Annotated in this window: 16 protein-coding genes; 5 read left to right on the plus strand and 11 right to left on the minus strand. The window is 43.3% G+C overall.

Annotation, left to right across the window (positions count from 1 at the left end):
* Positions 1–63 precede the first annotated feature (63 nt).
* The 7 genes from BLQ81_RS14810 to BLQ81_RS14840 all read right to left on the minus strand — a co-directional run bounded on the left by BLQ81_RS14810 (position 64) and on the right by BLQ81_RS14840 (position 11,876).
* Positions 64–3,750 (minus strand): sensor histidine kinase, encoded by a 3,687-nt coding sequence (locus BLQ81_RS14810; RefSeq protein ID WP_092731362.1) that lies wholly within the window; start codon positions 3,748–3,750, stop codon positions 64–66.
* Between the two features lie 175 nt (positions 3,751–3,925).
* On the minus strand, positions 3,926–4,900 hold the full coding sequence (locus tag BLQ81_RS14815) for a phytanoyl-CoA dioxygenase family protein (RefSeq protein WP_092731364.1): 975 nt from the start codon (positions 4,898–4,900) through the stop codon (positions 3,926–3,928).
* Positions 4,901–4,995: 95 nt separating this feature from the next.
* Positions 4,996–7,530 carry a M14 family metallopeptidase gene (locus BLQ81_RS14820; RefSeq protein WP_092731366.1) on the minus strand — a complete coding sequence of 845 codons (2,535 nt, stop codon included), beginning with the start codon at positions 7,528–7,530 and terminating at the stop codon, positions 4,996–4,998.
* 789 nt (positions 7,531–8,319) lie between these two features.
* Complete coding sequence (locus BLQ81_RS14825) at positions 8,320–8,742, minus strand: organic hydroperoxide resistance protein (RefSeq protein WP_092731368.1); 423 nt, start codon at positions 8,740–8,742, stop codon at positions 8,320–8,322.
* 1 nt (position 8,743) lies between these two features.
* On the minus strand, positions 8,744–9,184 hold the full coding sequence (locus BLQ81_RS14830) for a MarR family winged helix-turn-helix transcriptional regulator (RefSeq protein ID WP_092731370.1): 441 nt from the start codon (positions 9,182–9,184) through the stop codon (positions 8,744–8,746).
* A gap of 147 nt (positions 9,185–9,331) precedes the next feature.
* Positions 9,332–10,543 carry a redoxin domain-containing protein gene (locus BLQ81_RS14835; RefSeq protein WP_092731373.1) on the minus strand — a complete coding sequence of 404 codons (1,212 nt, stop codon included), beginning with the start codon at positions 10,541–10,543 and terminating at the stop codon, positions 9,332–9,334.
* Positions 10,544–10,565: 22 nt separating this feature from the next.
* Positions 10,566–11,876: a Gfo/Idh/MocA family protein gene (locus BLQ81_RS14840; protein WP_092731375.1), complete on the minus strand. Its 1,311-nt coding sequence runs from the start codon at positions 11,874–11,876 to the stop codon at positions 10,566–10,568.
* A gap of 285 nt (positions 11,877–12,161) precedes the next feature.
* Here BLQ81_RS14840 and BLQ81_RS14845 point away from each other — a divergent pair, with 285 nt between their 5' ends.
* Positions 12,162–13,094, plus strand: a complete 933-nt coding sequence (locus tag BLQ81_RS14845; RefSeq protein WP_092731377.1) for a hydrogen peroxide-inducible genes activator — start codon at positions 12,162–12,164, stop codon at positions 13,092–13,094.
* A gap of 2 nt (positions 13,095–13,096) precedes the next feature.
* On the opposite strand, the gene BLQ81_RS14850 is transcribed toward BLQ81_RS14845, so the two are convergent.
* Positions 13,097–13,564 (minus strand): copper resistance protein NlpE, encoded by a 468-nt coding sequence (locus BLQ81_RS14850; RefSeq protein ID WP_092731379.1) that lies wholly within the window; start codon positions 13,562–13,564, stop codon positions 13,097–13,099.
* Between the two features lie 110 nt (positions 13,565–13,674).
* Positions 13,675–14,127: a hypothetical protein gene (locus BLQ81_RS14855; protein WP_092731381.1), complete on the minus strand. Its 453-nt coding sequence runs from the start codon at positions 14,125–14,127 to the stop codon at positions 13,675–13,677.
* Positions 14,128–14,250: 123 nt separating this feature from the next.
* Between BLQ81_RS14855 and BLQ81_RS14860 the strand changes: the two genes are divergently transcribed.
* The 3 genes from BLQ81_RS14860 (at position 14,251) to BLQ81_RS14870 (ending at position 15,668) form a co-directional block, all read left to right on the plus strand.
* The gene (locus BLQ81_RS14860) at positions 14,251–14,817 is read left to right on the plus strand and encodes a hypothetical protein (protein ID WP_139183642.1); all 567 of its coding nucleotides are present in this window, start codon (positions 14,251–14,253) and stop codon (positions 14,815–14,817) included.
* Positions 14,814–15,101: a winged helix-turn-helix domain-containing protein gene (locus BLQ81_RS14865; RefSeq protein ID WP_217636674.1), complete on the plus strand. Its 288-nt coding sequence runs from the start codon at positions 14,814–14,816 to the stop codon at positions 15,099–15,101. Before BLQ81_RS14860 ends, BLQ81_RS14865 begins: the two co-directional genes overlap by 4 nt.
* 201 nt (positions 15,102–15,302) lie before the next feature.
* Positions 15,303–15,668 carry a hypothetical protein gene (locus tag BLQ81_RS14870; RefSeq protein WP_217636675.1) on the plus strand — a complete coding sequence of 122 codons (366 nt, stop codon included), beginning with the start codon at positions 15,303–15,305 and terminating at the stop codon, positions 15,666–15,668.
* A gap of 331 nt (positions 15,669–15,999) precedes the next feature.
* Here the strand turns inward: BLQ81_RS14870 and BLQ81_RS14875 are convergent, their stop codons facing one another.
* Entirely contained in the window at positions 16,000–16,584 is a 585-nt protein-coding gene (locus BLQ81_RS14875) for a DUF4139 domain-containing protein (RefSeq protein ID WP_092731389.1), read from the minus strand.
* On the opposite strand from BLQ81_RS14875, the gene BLQ81_RS14880 reads away from it, so the two are divergent.
* A complete protein-coding gene (locus BLQ81_RS14880; protein WP_092731391.1) occupies positions 16,583–17,371 on the plus strand; it encodes an undecaprenyl-diphosphate phosphatase in 789 nt (262 codons plus the stop codon). The genes BLQ81_RS14875 and BLQ81_RS14880 overlap by 2 nt on opposite strands.
* A gap of 170 nt (positions 17,372–17,541) precedes the next feature.
* On the opposite strand, the gene BLQ81_RS14885 is transcribed toward BLQ81_RS14880, so the two are convergent.
* A partial coding sequence (locus BLQ81_RS14885) for an IS3 family transposase (protein WP_139183643.1) occupies positions 17,542–17,756 on the minus strand: 215 nt, incomplete at its 5' end.

The following is a 17,756-nucleotide window of genomic DNA, read 5'->3' on the forward strand; positions in this document are numbered from 1 at the left end:
ATTATCTAAGTGAAGGGTTTTTCACGCAGTTCTCACAGGCTTCATGGGAGGAAAATTAAATGATTACTTAGGTAAAATGATACTGAACTTGGTCCATTCGCCCACTTGGGTAGTGATGTCTAGCATGCCATTGTGTGCCTTGATGATGTCATGAGTGATCGAAAGCCCGAGCCCTGTTCCCTCGGTGCCTTTTTTTGTGGTAAAAAACGGCATGAGCAACTTGTCCTTAATATCATTCGGTACGCCAGGTCCATTGTCTTCTACTTCGATCAGGATTTTATCTCCGAGGTTTTTGGTGCGGACTTCCAATTTTGCTTTGTAATCAGGTCCTGCTTTGGCGATTTTTTCCCGCATTGCATCGAAAGCGTTTTTGGTCAGATTGAGGATGACCCTGCTGAAATCCTCTGTGTTCAGTGGGATTTTGGGGAGGCTTTCGTCCAAATCAAGTGAGAGCTCCACGTTGATTGGATTTTTATTTGCTCGCATCCCGTGAAAGGAAAGGTTGACGTACTCTTTGATGACCTCATTGACATCGGAAGGCTCCATGGAACCGCTGCCACCACGTGAGTGCATGAGCATGGATTTGACTATGCCATCAGCCCGGCCACCATGGTGCTTGATTTTAGTCAGGTTGATTTTGATATCGCCGAGTAGATCTCTGACATTTTCCAAAGGCTCACTTTCCTCCAGTTTGTCTAATTCTTCCTCCACTTCTTCCAGAAATTCCAAGCTCAGTCCTGAGAAATTATTGACAAAGTTGAGTGGGTTTTTGATCTCGTGGGCAATACCTGCGGTCAGCTGTCCAAGCGAAGCGAGTTTTTCCTGTTGAATCAACTGTGCTTGAGTGGACTTCAGGTTTTCATGTGCGGATTCCAGTTTGGTGTATGCTTTTTCGATTTCCCGGGCTTGTTCGAGTTCACGTTCCCTTGCCTTATCCTGCTCTTGCTTGATTGCCTTATTCCGCTGATAACGGTGAATAGGATAGGCAAAAGAAAGGAAAATCAAGGTGTAAGTGAGATATGCCCACCAAGTGCGATACACCGGAGGAAGCACTTTGAATGAATAGGCCAAAGGCTCCGTCCAGTCTCCAGCAGTTCCTTCGACTGATCCTGTAAATCTAGCTCTGACTAAAAACGTGTAATCTCCTTCATGAATATTACCAAAAGTTGCACTGGTCTTCTTTAGGACTGGGCTCCACTCTTCGTCATATCCTTCCAAAATGTATTGATACTCCACCAAAAAGGGCTTTGCAAGTTCATTGGATCCAAAGTCAATGTTGATATGATTGTGCCTGTAGGGTAGGACGAGTTCTTGAGGAATAGAATAGAATGGAGTAGTTTCCTTAAATTTCACCCCTTTAAACCGCTCACGAATAGATTCTCGATCGATAGCCGTTAATTCTTGTCCAAAAATGCTTTGCTCAGATGATTTTCGGGAAATGTTATTTTCATTTACTTGAAGGGATTCCCAAGAGATCTCCTCTTCATTGATCCGAAGCTGCTTGATAAAAATTTCCGGTTTCTCCTTATTCCGGAGTAAAGCCTCATAGTCAAATCTCACCAAAGCGGTTTTATTTGAGCCAGTTCCGGCCCAAAGGATTCCCTTGCTGTCTTGGTACATCCCGTTTTGGCCGTCAGTCAAGTCTTTGACAGGATAGCCGGTATTTGAATTGAAAATTTCGATATTCTCCAGGGAGAAATCGGAAATAACCGAATAAGGTGAATTAAAAACAGCAATACCCAAGTTGGTCCCGATAGCTATTTTTCCATTGCTCATGGGCACAATCTGTAAAATCACATTATTAGGCAGTCCATTTTCTGTTCTAAACGTGTAAAATGGATTTTGCTCAATAGGTTGGTTTTCTGTAATAGCTTTTCGGAGAGAGTCCGGAAGTACGCTCAAACCATTACCAGTACCAATCCAAAGATTTCCCTGCCTGTCTTTGGCGAGGCTGAGTACCGCATTATCTGCCAAGCCTTGTTTAATGCTAAGATTGGTAAATTTTTTTCCATCAAAAAAGCTAAGGCCCCCATCAGCAGTGGCTATCCAAATTCCTTTATCTGCATCTTCTGTTAGAATTTTGAGAACCGCATAACCCGCCAGTCCTTGTTCTGGCCCAAAATTAGTAAAACTTGCTCCGTTAAATTTGCTAAGTCCATTTTCGGTTCCCAACCAGAGATTTCCTTTTAAATCTTTTACGATTGAAAGGATTTCATTCGAAGGTAGGCCTTGGGCGGAGGTATAGGTGGTGAAGGATTTTCCATCAAATTTAGAAAATCCTCTACCTGCCGTTCCCATCCAAATGTCTCCGTTTTGATCCTCGACCAAAGAATAGATAAAATCCCCCCCGAGTCCCTGGGAAATCGAATAGGTCGTAAATCCCAGTCCGTCAAAAACACTAACTCCACCACCGTTTGTACCGAACCACAAATTTCCATTTCGGTCCTCCAGCGTACTCATGACGATATTGCCACCCAAGCCTTGATTAACAGTGAAGCTCGTAAACGGACTACCATCAAATCTGGAGATGCCGCCTCCATCTGTCGCAAACCATAATTTTCCGGATTTATCGCTGGCAATGGCCAAAATGCTATTGGCTGGCATTCCTTGATCTCGTGTATAGGTAGTGAACTCTTCTCCATCAAATCTGCTGGTACCATTCCCTGTGCCGAACCAAATGTTACCGTTTGAATCTTCTAAAATGGCCCGGACAATATTGTCAGCAAGACCATCTTTTGTAGTGAAGTTTTGAAATCGAACGCCGTCGAAACGGCTAATCCCTCCACCTATAGTACCGATCCAAAGTGTTCCATCAGAACCCAAAGCAAAACTTCTTACCCGGTTTCCTGCCAATCCTTCTGATTCTGTGTAGTTAGTAAAAGTACTGCCATCGAATCTACTCATTCCACCACCATTGGTTCCAAAGTAAAGGTTGCCCTTTGAATCTTTTGTCACAGCGATCACAAAATTGTCCGCCAAGCCTTGTTCGGTAGTGTAATTGGTAAAGGTGGTTCCGTCAAATTTGCTGATTCCGCCACCTCCCGTTCCAAACCACAAATTGCCTGCGCCATCTTCTGCGATTCCGAAAACGAAATCATTGGCCAAGCCATCAGCTGTGGTATAGCTTTTAAAAGAAAATCCATCGAATCTACTGACACCGTTGATTGTTCCGATCCAAATATTTCCCTTACTGTCTTCCATTATTATTCGGACAGTGTTGTCAATTAATCCTTGGGAAGTAGTGTAGTTCGTAAAATCGCTTCCGTCGTATCGACTGATTCCACCTCCGTTGGTTCCAAACCAAAGGTGACCTCTGCTGTCTAAAATTGCCGTATTTACTGCATCTAATGCCAGCCCATCGTCTGTAGAAAAAGTCCTAAACTGGGAGATTCCGCCTTCTCCCAAGAGATATGGATTACCATTCGGTTTTTTCACGACTTCCCCGGCCTCATTCTTAAGTACCAGCAAGTCCTGTCTACTTGGTGCCAAGAGTTGAAAAGTTTGGCTTTCACCACCTTCATCTTCATAGGTGTAAGTGCCTCCAGCCTGTTTGGGTATTCGAATTACACGAGGTGCCGGAAAAGTATTCAAGCTTAGCGATTCGGGCTTGACAGAATCAGGTAGTGTAACCAATTCAATGATCTCCGGAGGGGAAAAGGAAAGTTGATCCTGATTATCGTCAAGTTTTCCTTCCTTGGAGCAGGAAAAAAGCAAAAATGCAAGTCCCAGTAGGGACAGGATGTTTTTCATTCTATTTTTCAAAATAAAATTTAGAGAAAAGGAGTATTATTAAGCCTATTCAAAAATCTGGAAAAAGATAGCCAAATAATGAATGCAAAAAAATGCTTTTGAACTTGGAATAATAGTGCTTAAGTAGATTTCCAAAGGTTCACCTTACAATCATGGTTTTCGTTTCGCCACTTTTTCACCATTTTTTCAGGCCCAAAAGCTTTTCCCCCAATTCAGTCAAATCCGCTTTTGGGTATCGGGTCTGTTCCCAGTTTCTCGGATCTCCGGGAAAAGCATAGCCCTCTGGTGCGATGCGGTTTTTCCAGGAATTGACCCGCCATTGACGGATAGCTTCATCTTCTTCTTGCGCAGGAACCATGGCCACATATTGTGCGATCCGCACTTTATCCTCAGAGCGATTGGGCCGAATTCCGTGGGGGAGCGAACTATTAAAAATCAGAAGATCGCCAGCTTCCATTTTTACTTTTACCAGTTTGTCTTCTAAGCCCGTGATGTCTGGCTGGTAGCGATTTCTGTCTGCGGGATGTGTCAGCTTCCATTGGTCATAATTCCTGAAAAGCCAGGGAATGCATTGAAACCCGCCCATATTTTCATCCGTCTGATCGGACAGTGCAAGGACTCCCTGCACATTTTGAGGTTTGGTATCCGGATCATAATCCCAATGGATAAAGCCTTTGTACTCGAATCCGGGGCGAATTGGGAAATTGAGATTCGCCCGATCAATGGATACCCACAATTTTTCAGTTCCCCAGATATCCACAAAAGCATCGTAGACTCGCTTGCTTTGGCGGTTGTTCCAAAGCAGCTGATGATTATAGACTTCCACCATTCCTGTACCAACCAATTCTTTCATCTGCATTTCGGCACGGGGAGCGGTGTACCAGGTGTTTTTGTCTTTAGGGTTTTTCTCTTCAAATTCCCAAAGGAATGCAGCGGTTTGCTCTACTTGATCTGCCGAAACGGCATTTTTAATTACCACGTAACCGTTATTTCTCCAAAACTCCCATTCCTCTTTGCTGAGAACACGGAGCGAATCGGACGTGGCATGTTCTCTTAATTTCACCTCCTTCACCACAGCGGTGCTTGGATTTCCGGGGATGGCTTTTTGGGAATTGGGATTGGTGGCCATGGTCATGTTTGTCTTTATCATAATCAGCAGATCAAGGGGTTATGGTACAATTTACCAAAAAAACCGGCCACTTCTCAGCAGCCGGTTTGATACAATTGTAGTTGAAGGATAAGCAATTACTGTCCTACCATAAAAATGGCGTTGCTTAATACCAGTTTTCCACTTTCCCAGAATCCTCTGAATATCGGATTGTCCACAAAGTAAACGATCTGTCCCCGACCCTGACGCTCTGCTCCAATCGCTAAGGATTCGCCCATTTTGGATTTGATCTTATACCCAATGTATCCGGTCCGATAGGAATCATTTGCGGCGATGATACCTGCATTGGCTCCACCATTGAGGTAGGCGAATCTGTTGGAATTATTTTTTAGTGTGTAGAACTTGCCACCAGTTCCATACCCTAGTGGATGCGTTTCATCCATTTTCACTTCATAGATTGCTCCTGCTGTTCCGGAGGAAATACCCAATCTTTCCACTTCGGTGTAAGGCTCTAAACGTTCTTTTTTGGCAAATTCTTCTGAAGCTTTTTCAGCGGCTTTTTTCTCTTCTTCCGTATCAAAATTCTTCAAAGCAAAGCCTTCCTTATTTGCGAAAAGATTCAAAGCCGCGTCCAGCGCAATCAGTTTACCTCCAGCTTTTACCCAATCGGTCACTTTTTGCTGCGCAGCGCCATTAAGTGCAGATCCAAAGGTTGAAGGCATGATGATCACGTCATATTTGCTCAGGTCATAGCTTCCCATTGCTGCCGCATCCAAGTTGCTGAGCGGATAGTTGAGATCCTTTTCGAAGAAGTGCCAAATCTCTCCATAACTCAGCGAAGAAGTTCCCTGCCCGCCAACCAAGGCTACTTTTGGAGCTTTGATCACACGGACATTTGGCGAACCAAAGTCTTTGCCTTTGTCTACATAGCCTGTTTGGCTAGTGGCCAAGGGAATGCCGAATTTGTTGGCTGCTTCAGTCACTTTTTTGTCAAAATCGCTCACATATTCATTTCCGCCTTTGGCGATGATGAGGGATCCGGCTGGGAAGTTTTTTCCTTCTACCTCAAAGGGGAATTCGGCATATTTTACCCGAATTTTCTGATTGAGTAAGTTGGCCAAAAATACAGCATCACGCGTTCCCTGCCATTTGACAAGGTAAGCAACGGGAGTATCTCCCGCCTGATTTGGGCTGAAAGTTGGGTTTGAATATGCGCCTGCTGCATCTAATCTTGTTTCCAATGCGTAGCCCTGAAGTCCGTAGGCATAGGGCATGGCCCAGCTCGTGATGTCGTAGGTGATGGAGTCGTTGAGGACTGGATTTGGTTCGAATAGCACCTGGGCCAAAACGGACCTGGGCTGGTAAGCATTGATGATGATGTCTTTTTCAGAAGTAGAAAATGTCACGCCGGTCTTTCCGGTTTGGTACTCGTAGCCTTTCAGTCCGGATTTTGCGCCTGCCCTTCCGTATTTGATGCCATTTTTATCCAAAAGCTCCAGCAATTTGGCCACTTGGGCAGGATTGCTTTCGCCTTTGATTACGAAGCTTTTGTATTTGCCTTTGGGATTGGTGGAGTTGTTTTTGAAATAAGCAGCGAATTCATCAACCAATCTTTTGGCATTTTGGCTGGTCACTTCTGCAGCTGACATTGCAGCAGTATAATGCCCTTCAATTCGGCTTCTCAAAGTAACTGTATCGCCGACCGAGTTGTAGCCTCCTATACCGGCACGTCCGCTTCCTCCCTGCTCGATGGTCATTCCGATGGCACCGCTGTACATCGGATAGGTGTCGCCATAGGATGGATACAGTAGATCAAAGCGCTCTTTGGTGAAGTAGAATCGACCCATTTGATCGAAGTATTTGGCTGTATTTCTGCCGAAAATATCCTGAAATTCGTGCTGGAACGGGGTCAGCTGCTCGTGCAAAGGTTCTGCTGCCGGAGCCATATAAAAGGGATTGTCAATTCCCTGCTCGTGGAAATCCAGGTGCAGCTGAGGCATCCATTGTTGATAGATTTTCAGTCGTTGTTGAGACTCGACTTGTACTTGCCAGGCCCAATCTCGGTTCAGATCGAATAGGTAGTGATTGGCACGTCCTCCCGGCCAAGGTTCGTTGTGTTCCATAGACTGAAGATCAGGCTGGAGCGTGGTGTTCATTTTTTGATTATACCAATTTGAATAGCGATCTCTGCCGTCCGGGTTGATGCAGGGGTCGATGATCACAATCTGGTTTTTCAGCCACTCCTGAGATTTGGCATTGTTCGGATCTGCCAAAGTATAAAAAAAGGATATGGCCGCTTCCATCCCCACGGATTCATTTCCATGAACATTGAAAGACATCCAGTTGATCGGGATTTCAGTGCTTGGAGATCCATCCATCAGTCCTGCCCGCTTGAGGTTATCTGTACGGATTTGCTCCAATTTTGCCATGTTTTCCGGACTGGATAGTATGGCAATAATCAAAGGGCGTTTCTCGTTGGTTTCGCCGTACTGGATCAGTTTGATGTTGGGATTTTGCGATGTGACATACTCAAAGTAGTCGACCATGCGGTGATGAGGAGTGAATCGGTCCCCGGGTTTATAGCCTAGGAATTGCTCGGGGGATTTGAGCTGTGCTTTTGCTCCGAAGCAAACCAGAAGTGCCAGAGCAATTGATAGTAAAATCTTGTTCATGTAGAAGATGCTTTTTCAGGGGGGAAGATAAGGTGTTTTGGGATTTTAGGAATTACCAGTTAGGGAAATATGGTGATCCAAAGGGAATTCGATAAAATGGAATATTATAACTTGGCAAAATGCAAAAAAAGCTGTCTCAAAAGGCCTATTGGTGTCAGTCTGAGCACCTGACCAACGAGAGTTGGGCAGTACTAAGGCCATTTCCTGTAAATGAGCCAACATTTCGACTACGCTACCGATGACAGATTGTATTTAATTGTGTATAAAAGAATATTATAGAATTTTATTCCGATTTGGAGTATTTAAATCGTTAGACATTGATCTTTAATTATGGTTTTGGATTTCGGTTAGGCTATTTTTTTCTTCGTTCTTTTGGCTTGACCTAGGAACTAGCGTATAAAAACAGTCCAGTGGACTGTTTTAGCTAGTAGCCAGGTGTAGGGGAGGAAAAAGGTCAAGATTTGCGCCACCCTGCAAGCTGGCCCCTCGCTAAATCTCTCCACTGGAGTGATTCTTAACACTCGGTCCTCACCGCACTGGGCTGAACGCTGGCTCGCTGGCAAATCCTCCCACCGCGCTCTTCCGATCAATGTTTTGTCTAGCCGAACAAAATCCAGACGTAAGCTTACATTTTATTGGCTTTTGGCATGCTAAACCCTGTCATTCTCTTTTGTATGTTTACCAAATATTTCAGACTCAATGTGACAATCAGTATTTTTGAGACAGCCTCTTTCTAATTGGCTAGATTTTTTCGATTTTTTGCGTAAGAGTTTTAATCAAAAGTCAAAATCACTCTACAGCCTTCACCGTCACTTCAATATTTCCTCTCGTGGCTTTTGAATAAACGCAATGCTCATGGGCAAGGTCGGCCAACTTTTGTGCATGTTCGAGTGAATCAGCATGCGGGATTTTTACCTCGATATCCACGGCCAAGCCAAAGCTGTCAGGTCCATAGTGTCCGAGATGAACTTTCGCTTTAATCTCGGAATCTCGCAAACTCGTTTTGCCCGCTGTAGCAGCCAAAGTACCTCCAAAGCAGGAGGCATAGCCTGCAGCAAAAAGTTGTTCAGGATTGGTTTTTCCTCCTTCGCCTCCGATTTCCTTCGGCATCGTGACATCAAAATCCAGCAACCCATCTTCGGTTCGCACATGTCCTTTTCTTCCTCCTGTGTTGACTGCAATTGCAGTGTAGTCCACGATTAATTTTTCCATTTTAAGTTTTGAGTGTTTTGAGTTTGTTCAAAAGCTCCTCCAGTATAGGTAGAAGTATTTGGACTTCGCCAGGTTGTTGGAGTTGAATTTGCTCATCCAACAAAGCCAGCGCACTCAAGGTTTTGGATTGAAGTGATTTTCCCGGATAAGTAAGGTGAATGCTTACCGTTCGCTCATCTTCTTCACCCCGCTTTCGCTTCAGTATATTTTGGCTTTCCAGTTTTTTTAAAAGCGGGGTGAGCGTTCCGGAGTCCAAATTCAGCTTTTCGCCGAGTTGGTGAACTTTCAGCCCGTCTTCTTCCCAAAGGATTGACAGCACCAAAAATTGTGGATAAGTCAGGCCAAATTCATTCAATGTCAACTGGATTCGCTGAATTAAAAGCCGGGACGAGGAGTAGAGTAAGCGGGAAAGCTCAATTGAAGGAAATTCTGAATTAGCCATAAAACAAAAATTAGGATTGGATACAATCTACTTGTTTCCAATCCTATTTCCTAGTTTCCAGTCTAAGTTTTCAGTAAGTAGGGCAGACCTTTGAGGTTTTTTAACCTCGAAGGTCTCTAAAAGGTGGTAATCCTAAATTCGTAAATCCTAATAATATCTTCCAATCATCGGATGATCCACAATTGCTTTTTTCAATTTCAATGCGTCTATAGTACCGGGTACTCGATAGGCCACTTTTCCTCCCGGTTCGATCAAAAGCGTGATTGGTAAACTTCCATCCCAATCTGAACCCACAACTTTGATCACAGCGTACTTGTCTTCGGTATCCATTATGTAATTAGGAAGTGCCGAAGCCTTTCCCTTCAAGAATTTCAAGGCTTTTTCAGCTTGATCGGGGGTATCCATACTCACCGATACAAACTGGAAATCCCGCTCTCCATACATCCGCTGAATGGTCACAAACTCCGGGTATTCGATGATACAAGGCCCGCACCATGTCGCCCAGAAATTAACCAGAAGGAGTTCATCGGTATCATTTTTCAACAAATCTGCTAAACCTGCGGGAGAAAGCTTTTCGATCGTCACTTCTTTTGCCGCCCAGTCTTTGTTGGTTTTGAGGGTATACTCATTTTTCCATGCCCACTTCATGGAGCAACCAAATGCCGGTGTTTGAGCTTTTTCAGCAGGAAGTGCTTCGCCTTTCAAAGTCGCTTCAATCGCCATTCTGAGATCTTCAGAATTTCCGGTACCAGGCTTCTCTGAAGCATCGATCCGACCAGAGTAGGTGAGTTTTCTTTTTTTATCAAAGACAAACACGTGCGGCGTTGCAGTTGGACCGTAAGCCAAAGAGAATTCATGGGTGTCCCCATCATATAAGTAAGGAAAGTTGTACCCTTTATCCACAGCCCGGATTTTCATTTCCTCATAATAATCTCCCAAATCAGTGTAGCCCAATTCTTCCGGTAAAACCGCGATCGGACTGTTAGTGGATATAGCGATGAGCGCGACCGATTTTCCCTCGTATTCTCTGACCAAAGCCATGTATCGATCCTCGTATGCTTGTGCCGTAGGGCAGTGATTGCAGGTGAAATTGACCACCAAGACCTCAAAATCAGCATAATCATCCAAGGAATGAAATTTCCCTTCGACATCTGGAAGTTTAAAAGGCGGTGCCTGATCTCCAATCGCCAGTTTGGCAATGGGTTTTTCAGTAACAACCCGTGGGTTTGGCACAAATGAGTCGGAGCTTATCGGAAATTTCCCGCCCGCCGAATCAGTATTTTTCCCACATTGGAAAAAAATGAAGGCTGTGGATAAGTAAATTCCAGACAGAAGAGTATTTCGAAGTTGAGCATTCATAGGACTGTGGATAAGTTAGGATTTAGGTTAGGGTAAATCCGTTTTGATAGGTGTAATGCAGCTTGGTATTTGCCTCCCAATTATCCTGAAAGACTTGCGCAATCGGATCCCATTTCAAGGATTTTCCAAGCTCAGCGGCGATATTTCCAATCGTACAAGCCGTGCAGGTGCTATGTCCGATTTCCACAGGTACAATGGGGTCTTTCCTCTTTCTGATACAGTCGATGAAATCCACATGATGGGATCCAAAAGTGAAGTTTTCAGGTTCCTTTCCTAAATCCAATTCTTTGACAGAAGTATCATAATTTCCTCTTGAGACCTTAATCCAGCCTTTTTCCCCCATGAATTTGACACCCTGTCTGCCCTCATCGAACTTAGTTATCAACATTTCAATGCCGTTGGCATAGCGATAGGTCAGGGGCCTATCACCAATTCCCGGAACAACTTCCACAGGTCCGTTTCGGTCCATGCTGAGTCCCCATTGCGCGATATCAATCATATGGGCGCCCCAGTCGGTCATTAGCCCACCCCCTGTTTCCTTATACCAGCGCCAAGCGCCCCATGCTGCTTCGTTTTTCTCAGGATTTAACGTAATCCCTGGATTTAACAGATCGTTGAAATGCAATGCAGGGATCGGTCCCAGCCATTTTTCCCAATTCAGTCCGGCAGGAAGAGTTTCTTTTGGCAGGTCGTATGGTTTTGGATGAGGATTATCTCCGACATGGACTAAAACCTGGGAGATTTTTCCTAGGTGCCCTTTTTGCACATGCATGGCTGCTGTTTGGAAATTGACTGCAGCGCGTTGCATACTCCCTACCGCCAGGACGATTCCATTGGATCGAACGGCTTTGACCAGCTCCTGACCTTCTTTGATCGTAAAGGTTAAGGGCTTTTCCAGGTAAATATCTTTTTTGGCCTTGCAGGCGTCAATGGCCATGATGCCATGCCAATGATCGGGACTTGCAATCACTACGGCGTCCACTTCTGGATTGGCCAAAAGTTCCCGATAATCTTCGTAGAGTTTTGGGGCTATGGCAGTCTGTCCTGCTTCGCTCTGATTCTTCTGAACGCGAAGTGAAAATCGCTCCCGCTTAATGGCGTAGACGTCTGCTCCTGCAACGACTTCTACACCTGGGATTTTCATGAAATTATTTAAAAGGCCCACAGCTTGTCGACCAACACCGATAAAGCCCAATCGAACGCGTTCGTTGGCAATGTTGAACAGTGGAGAAGCTGTAGAGGCAAAGCTCAGACCTGGTATTAGGCCTAGCCCTGCAGTGGTGAGAAGGCTGGCTCCAAGGAACTTTCTCCTGGAAAAAGAGGAATCACTCATGATATAGGTTTTTGGGTTATTGATTTTCAGTGATATAATCGGAATAAATTAGGCTTTTTTGGAAGGGAAGGAAAATTTTTAAAGTCTTATTTGTTTAAAACCACATGGAAGAAGATTAATGGTGCATTATGGCATGTATTGAATTGGCGATGGAATACTTTATCCTGATTCTTTGATTATCTTGATAGATAAATTCTATTGAAATGCCCAAGGGAAAGTTTTCTTGCACAAGGGAATGATAAGGCAGGCTACGTGGCCCTTTTAATCTAATTATAATCAAATTAAATGACCATTCAACAGCTAGAGTACTTAATTGCGGTAGATAAGCAGCGCCACTTTGGACATGCTGCCGAGTCCTGTTTTGTGACTCAGCCCACCTTGAGCGCGCAACTGAGTAAGCTGGAAAAAGAACTCGGAGTGATTCTCTTTGACCGAAGCAAAATGCCGGTGATTCCCACAGAGATCGGCGTGCAGATCATCGCTCAGGCTAAAAAAGTAGTGTCTGAAAGTAAGGGAATCATGGAACTGGTCGCTCAGCTTAAGGGAGATATTTCCGGCACAATCAAACTTGCGATCATTCCCACCTTGGCGCCATACCTGCTTCATCTGTTTATCCGGAAGTTTTTGGAAAAATACCCCAATGTAAAGCTTGAAGTTCAGGAAATGGTCACTGAAGAGATTGTCAAAAAGCTGAAAAATGATGAATTGGACCTTGGGATTATTGTAACGCCACTTGATGAGACAGGCGTAGTGGAAAAACCCATGTTTTACGAAAAGTTTTACGTGTACCTATCCGAGAATCACCCGCTTTTGAGTGAAAAAGAAATCCGAGGTGATCAATTGAAATCGGAAGAGCTTTGGGTTTTGCAGCAAGGCCATTGCTTCAGAGATCAGGTAATCAGTTTCTGTGATCAAAGTATGGCAGGTCATAAGAATTTCCACTATGAAAGCGGCTCCCTGGAAGGCTTGAGGAATATGGTCAATCGCTATCAGGGGGTGACTCTACTCCCTGAATTGGCAACTCATGGACTTTCGCAGGAGGAGAAAAGCCGTTTAAGGCCTTTTGCAGGAACTGCTCCAATCCGGGAAGTGAGTATTATTTTGAATCGAAGCTTCCTAAAGCAAAAATTGGTAGAACTGCTTTACAAAGAAATTACCGAAGGGATTCCGCATGAGATGACTTCAAAAGCTCACGGGAAAATTGTGCGGTTTAAGTGAACTCACTTTTTTTTGAGTATATACTGATCGGCCAATGCTCCCTCAATTCGGTGGCCGGCTTGATTCAAGTACCAAAGTTGATCTTCTCCGACTTTGAATTTGCCCGAATAATCACCAATTAGTCCTTGGAGGGTAACATTGGAACCCGATTCATCCCAAAAGAATTTGCCGGTGAAAATTTCTTCCCGAGCATCGTTTAGACCCAGGTAGTTTGTCTTGAGCTCAAAAGTACCGTCCTGATTCAGCGTTACCCAAGTTTCGATTCCCTCGCAGCTAGCACAAGGTAATGTATTGAAATAGGTTCCTGCCCAGTCTAGGGAAGTCTCGGAATTGTCGCCTGTAGGAAGCGATTGAGAAGTTTCAGTGTTTTCTGAAGGCATTGCCTCAGATTCATTTTGAGATTCTGTTGGCTTACTGCAACCCACGAAGAAAAGCGAAAATGCAAGGATATTGAAAATTGACTTTTGCATAATATTAGGTGTTGGTCAGTAATCAGGCGGGAAAATTAAAAGTCTCCCAAACCTCCAATTCAAAACATTTCCGAATTTATTTAGAGGAATAAGGAACAGTTGAATTTGGGCTAAACTCCAAACTGAGTCAGATGATGATCCAGATGCTTGTAGAATTGATTATTCCATTCCTGAGCGGTCATTGGGCCAAAAGAAAGCGATTCTTTTCCTTCGAAATGATCTCGACCCAGCGAAAGGGTATGTTCCAGATTGTTGATCAATCTGGCTTTTTCTTCTTCGAAATTCTTTCTTTCCGTGATAATAAAGGCAGGAGCAGTTCGGATGTTTTTTGAGTAAGGTACCTCATTCACCACTCCTTTTTTCACAAAAGCCTTCAACAAAAAGCGCATCAGGGTATTTGGCTTTGGGTGCTTATTGGTAAAAGCCATTTCATAGGCTACACAGCAATGGGCGAGCATTTGATCCACGGTCATTTTGCCCCAAAGTGCGGGAGACTCTGGTTTGAGTTGATTAACTCTTAATATTAATTCGGAGGTGACTTGAGGATCGAATATGTTTTTCATCAGCTTCAGAGAATTGATAGATGAAGTTAATAAATGAAGTAAAATTTACGGAAAATATTTATATAGAATGGTTTATAGAATAAACCTATTTATATTTGATCGTTGAAATTGAAAAATTTTAAAATGGAAAAAGTACTCAACAGTAAGGAATCCTTGGCTCTGATCACTTCGATGATTCGGGAAGCCAAAAAAGAGGCTGCAGGGGATGGCAGTTTTCAGTTGCTCCTTTGGGGCTGGGTGGTGGCCTTTTGCAACTTAGGCCATTTTACATTGGCAAAAGCCGGATTTGAGCAACCTTATATTATCTGGTTGCTGATCGTTCCCGCGATCATTTGGAGTTTTGCACATGAATGGAATAATCGAAAAAAATCACGAATCAAAACTCATTTGGATCAATTCCTCGGACAGTTATGGATTGGGGTTTTTGCAGCCATGTGCATTGTATTAGCCTTTATGCCAGCCTTGGATTTTCGGCATAATCCGATCATGCTTTTATTGGCCGCCGTTGGGGTTTTCGCCACCGGATCCATTATTCGTGTAAAAATGGTTCAAGCGGGAGGGATGATTTTGGCATTCGGAGCTATTATTGCCTTCCTTTTGCCTGTCAATGATCAGTATTTGGCAGGAGGGATTGCCATGATTCTAGGATATTTAGTTCCGGGATATTATTTAAAAAACCAAAAGTCGTGAGCACATTTAAACCCCTCGATCCACTTCTTCATTCACAACTTAGGTTGGCAGTCATGTCACTATTGATCGGATTGGAAGAGGCGGACTTTACTTTTCTCAAAGAAAAAACCCAATCAACTGCCGGGAATCTGAGTGTCCAATTGGATAAACTTGAAAAAGCGGGTTACATCTCAATTGAAAAGTCTTTTAGGGGAAAAAGACCCCTTACAACATGTCGGATTTCACAAGTTGGAGTGAGGGCTTTTGAAGACTATGTCGAAAATCTTAAAAACTACATTTCTTAAAAAAATTTATTCATTTAGTTTACAATATAAACCAATTTATACTATGAAAAATCTAATCATAATCTCGGTCCTAATCCTTTTAATAACGGCTTTTCAGATTCCAGCTTGGTCCCAAGTCTCGTATGAGCTTAATCTCGATAACCAGCGGAAAATGGCACCTTTATTTTTCTTCAAGGAGAATGGAAAGGCAGCGGCTGGATGATGGGTCAAGACCGAGTTCGTCAAAATTTCGAACAGGAAGAAATCATCGAAATGAAGCTAAGTGGGACGATTTTGCAGATTGAAGGAATCGGAACAGCTGAAGGAAAGGTAGTTCACCACGCTTTGGCTTTGATCCAACCAGTTGAAGAGGATGGGAAATATGAGTTTACATCCTTTTTGCAAAGCGGAATGAAAGGAACTTATCCAGCCCAGCTTGAAGGAGGTAAATTGATCTGGAATCCTACTGACCAGGTGCGCTATATCATTCAAATCAACGAACAAGGTCAATGGCATGAGATCGGAGAATACAATGCCGGAAACGCTTGGTATAAGTTTATGGAAATGACGCTGAATAAAATCAAGTAAATCTGGGTTTTTACTTCAATGCCTAATCTGAACGCGAGCTAAAAGCCTGTTTTACTTCAAAATGTAACTTTCTAGGATGGAAATGAACGGTTGGATTTTCATGAGCCTGTCCCAGAGGGACATTTGGTAGGTAAAATATGAATCAAACCTTTTGGCTGCGTTCCATCGGAACGCTTGGTAAATTTTACCAAACGTTCCTACGGAACGAACAAGCCTTAACTTGACTTCTTTTTTACCAACTAGACGTTCCTATGGAACGAGGTGATCGAGGATATGAAGTATAAAAGAGTTTGGGAAAATTCTGCAGAGAAAAGATTTCTATCCAAAAATTCTAATCCAATATCAATCGCTCAGATTTTGGATACTTGACCTCATATTGAAGCACAAGTTTTTGCTGAGCTCCAGGTGCTAATGTGATTTCCAAAGTCACGATTCCTGTTTGCGTGTCCAGGTTTCCTCTGCTTAATTCTCCAGGAGTGACGACTATATTTGAATTTATTGAGACAGGAATTTGATCTTTGACAACCAAAGTCACTGCCTGGGATTTATTGTTTTTCAAAGTGATTTCATAGCCTCGACTTTCAGTGATGTTGGAGCCGATGGTTCGTTTTTTGGAGAATTGATCTACTTTTTCTCTATTCATCACAATGGATCGATCCCGACCCAATGAGGTCTGAAGCGTGTCTTGAAGTGCCGCAACATTCAGAATCGATCTGCCGACAAATCCATCTTCGAAATACAAGTTGCTTTCCCCTTCGAGTAGACTGTATTGATTTCCAGTTTGGATTGTTAGTTTTGCCCAATCAAAATTTTGGAAAAAGGCTGCGGACATCAATACTCTCATTTCCTTTGGCATTTTCAAAATCCCGATTACCCCACAGATTTCATTCTCAAATCGAAAAACCTGATTTTCCATGACCCTTTTTCAATCCATCATCATCGCCATCGTCGAAGGCCTGACTGAGTTTTTGCCCATTTCATCCACGGGACACATGATTTTGGCTTCTGCCGCCATGGGAATTCATGAAGATGAGTTTGTCAAAACGTTTGAAATTTTCATTCAGCTCGGAGCGATTTTGGCCATTGCCTTGATGTACATCAAGCGATTTTTTAAGAGTATAGACATTTACCTGAAGCTTTTTGCAGCATTTGTGCCAACCGCTATTGTCGGGCTTTTGGCCTATCCCTATATCAAAGCCTATTTATTCAATCCGATTGTGGTATCCGTTTCCCTGATTTTAGGAGGGATTATTTTGATTCTGATCGACAAAAAAGTTGTCAATCAGAAGTCAGATCTTGATGAGGTTGAAGACATGACTTACAAAAGCGCATTTTTCATTGGACTTTTTCAGTGTCTTTCTATGGTTCCAGGTACTTCCAGAGCAGCTGCGACAATCATTGGGGGAGTTTTCAATGGCTTGGATAAAAAGCAGGCGACGGAGTTTTCTTTCCTTTTGGCTGTGCCCACCATGATGGCCGCTGGCGGATACGATCTTCTCAAGTCTGAATTGACCTTCACCGAAGGACAACTGCTTATGCTGGGAGTTGGTTTTGTGGTTGCTTTCATTGCTGCTTGGATTGCTGTGAAATTGTTTTTGAAATACGTGTCCAATCACGGATTTACTGCTTTTGGCTGGTATAGGATAGCACTTGGGATCTTGTTTTTGATCTTTATGTGGGGGACGGATTTAAGGTTATTGTAAAATAGATTTTACAATAACTGGGAGATTTTGTTTGGATTTGCTACAAAAAACTGGACAATATTTTTAAGCTTGTTTTTGATTTGATTTTATGTCGCCTGCCGCGGGGCTACTCAACTAATCAAGTGGATTTAGAAAAAAAATCCACCTGATTAGTTCGAGTTCAATTTTCTTTAAGCTGCCTTTGTTTTTGTTTTTTCTCCGAACTGCTCTGGAGTAAGGTAATTCAGGTAGGAATGTTTTCTTTTTTTGTTGTACCAGATTTCGATGAACTCAAAGATCTCGATCTGTGTCTGTCCGATGTTGAGAAGTGGGAGCTGGTATATCAGCTCTGATTTAATGATCTTAAAGAAGTTTTCTGCCACTGCGTTATCCCAACAGTTCCCTT

The sequence above is a fragment of the Algoriphagus alkaliphilus genome, from assembly GCF_900103735.1.
In the GTDB taxonomy this organism is placed as follows: domain Bacteria; phylum Bacteroidota; class Bacteroidia; order Cytophagales; family Cyclobacteriaceae; genus Algoriphagus; species Algoriphagus alkaliphilus.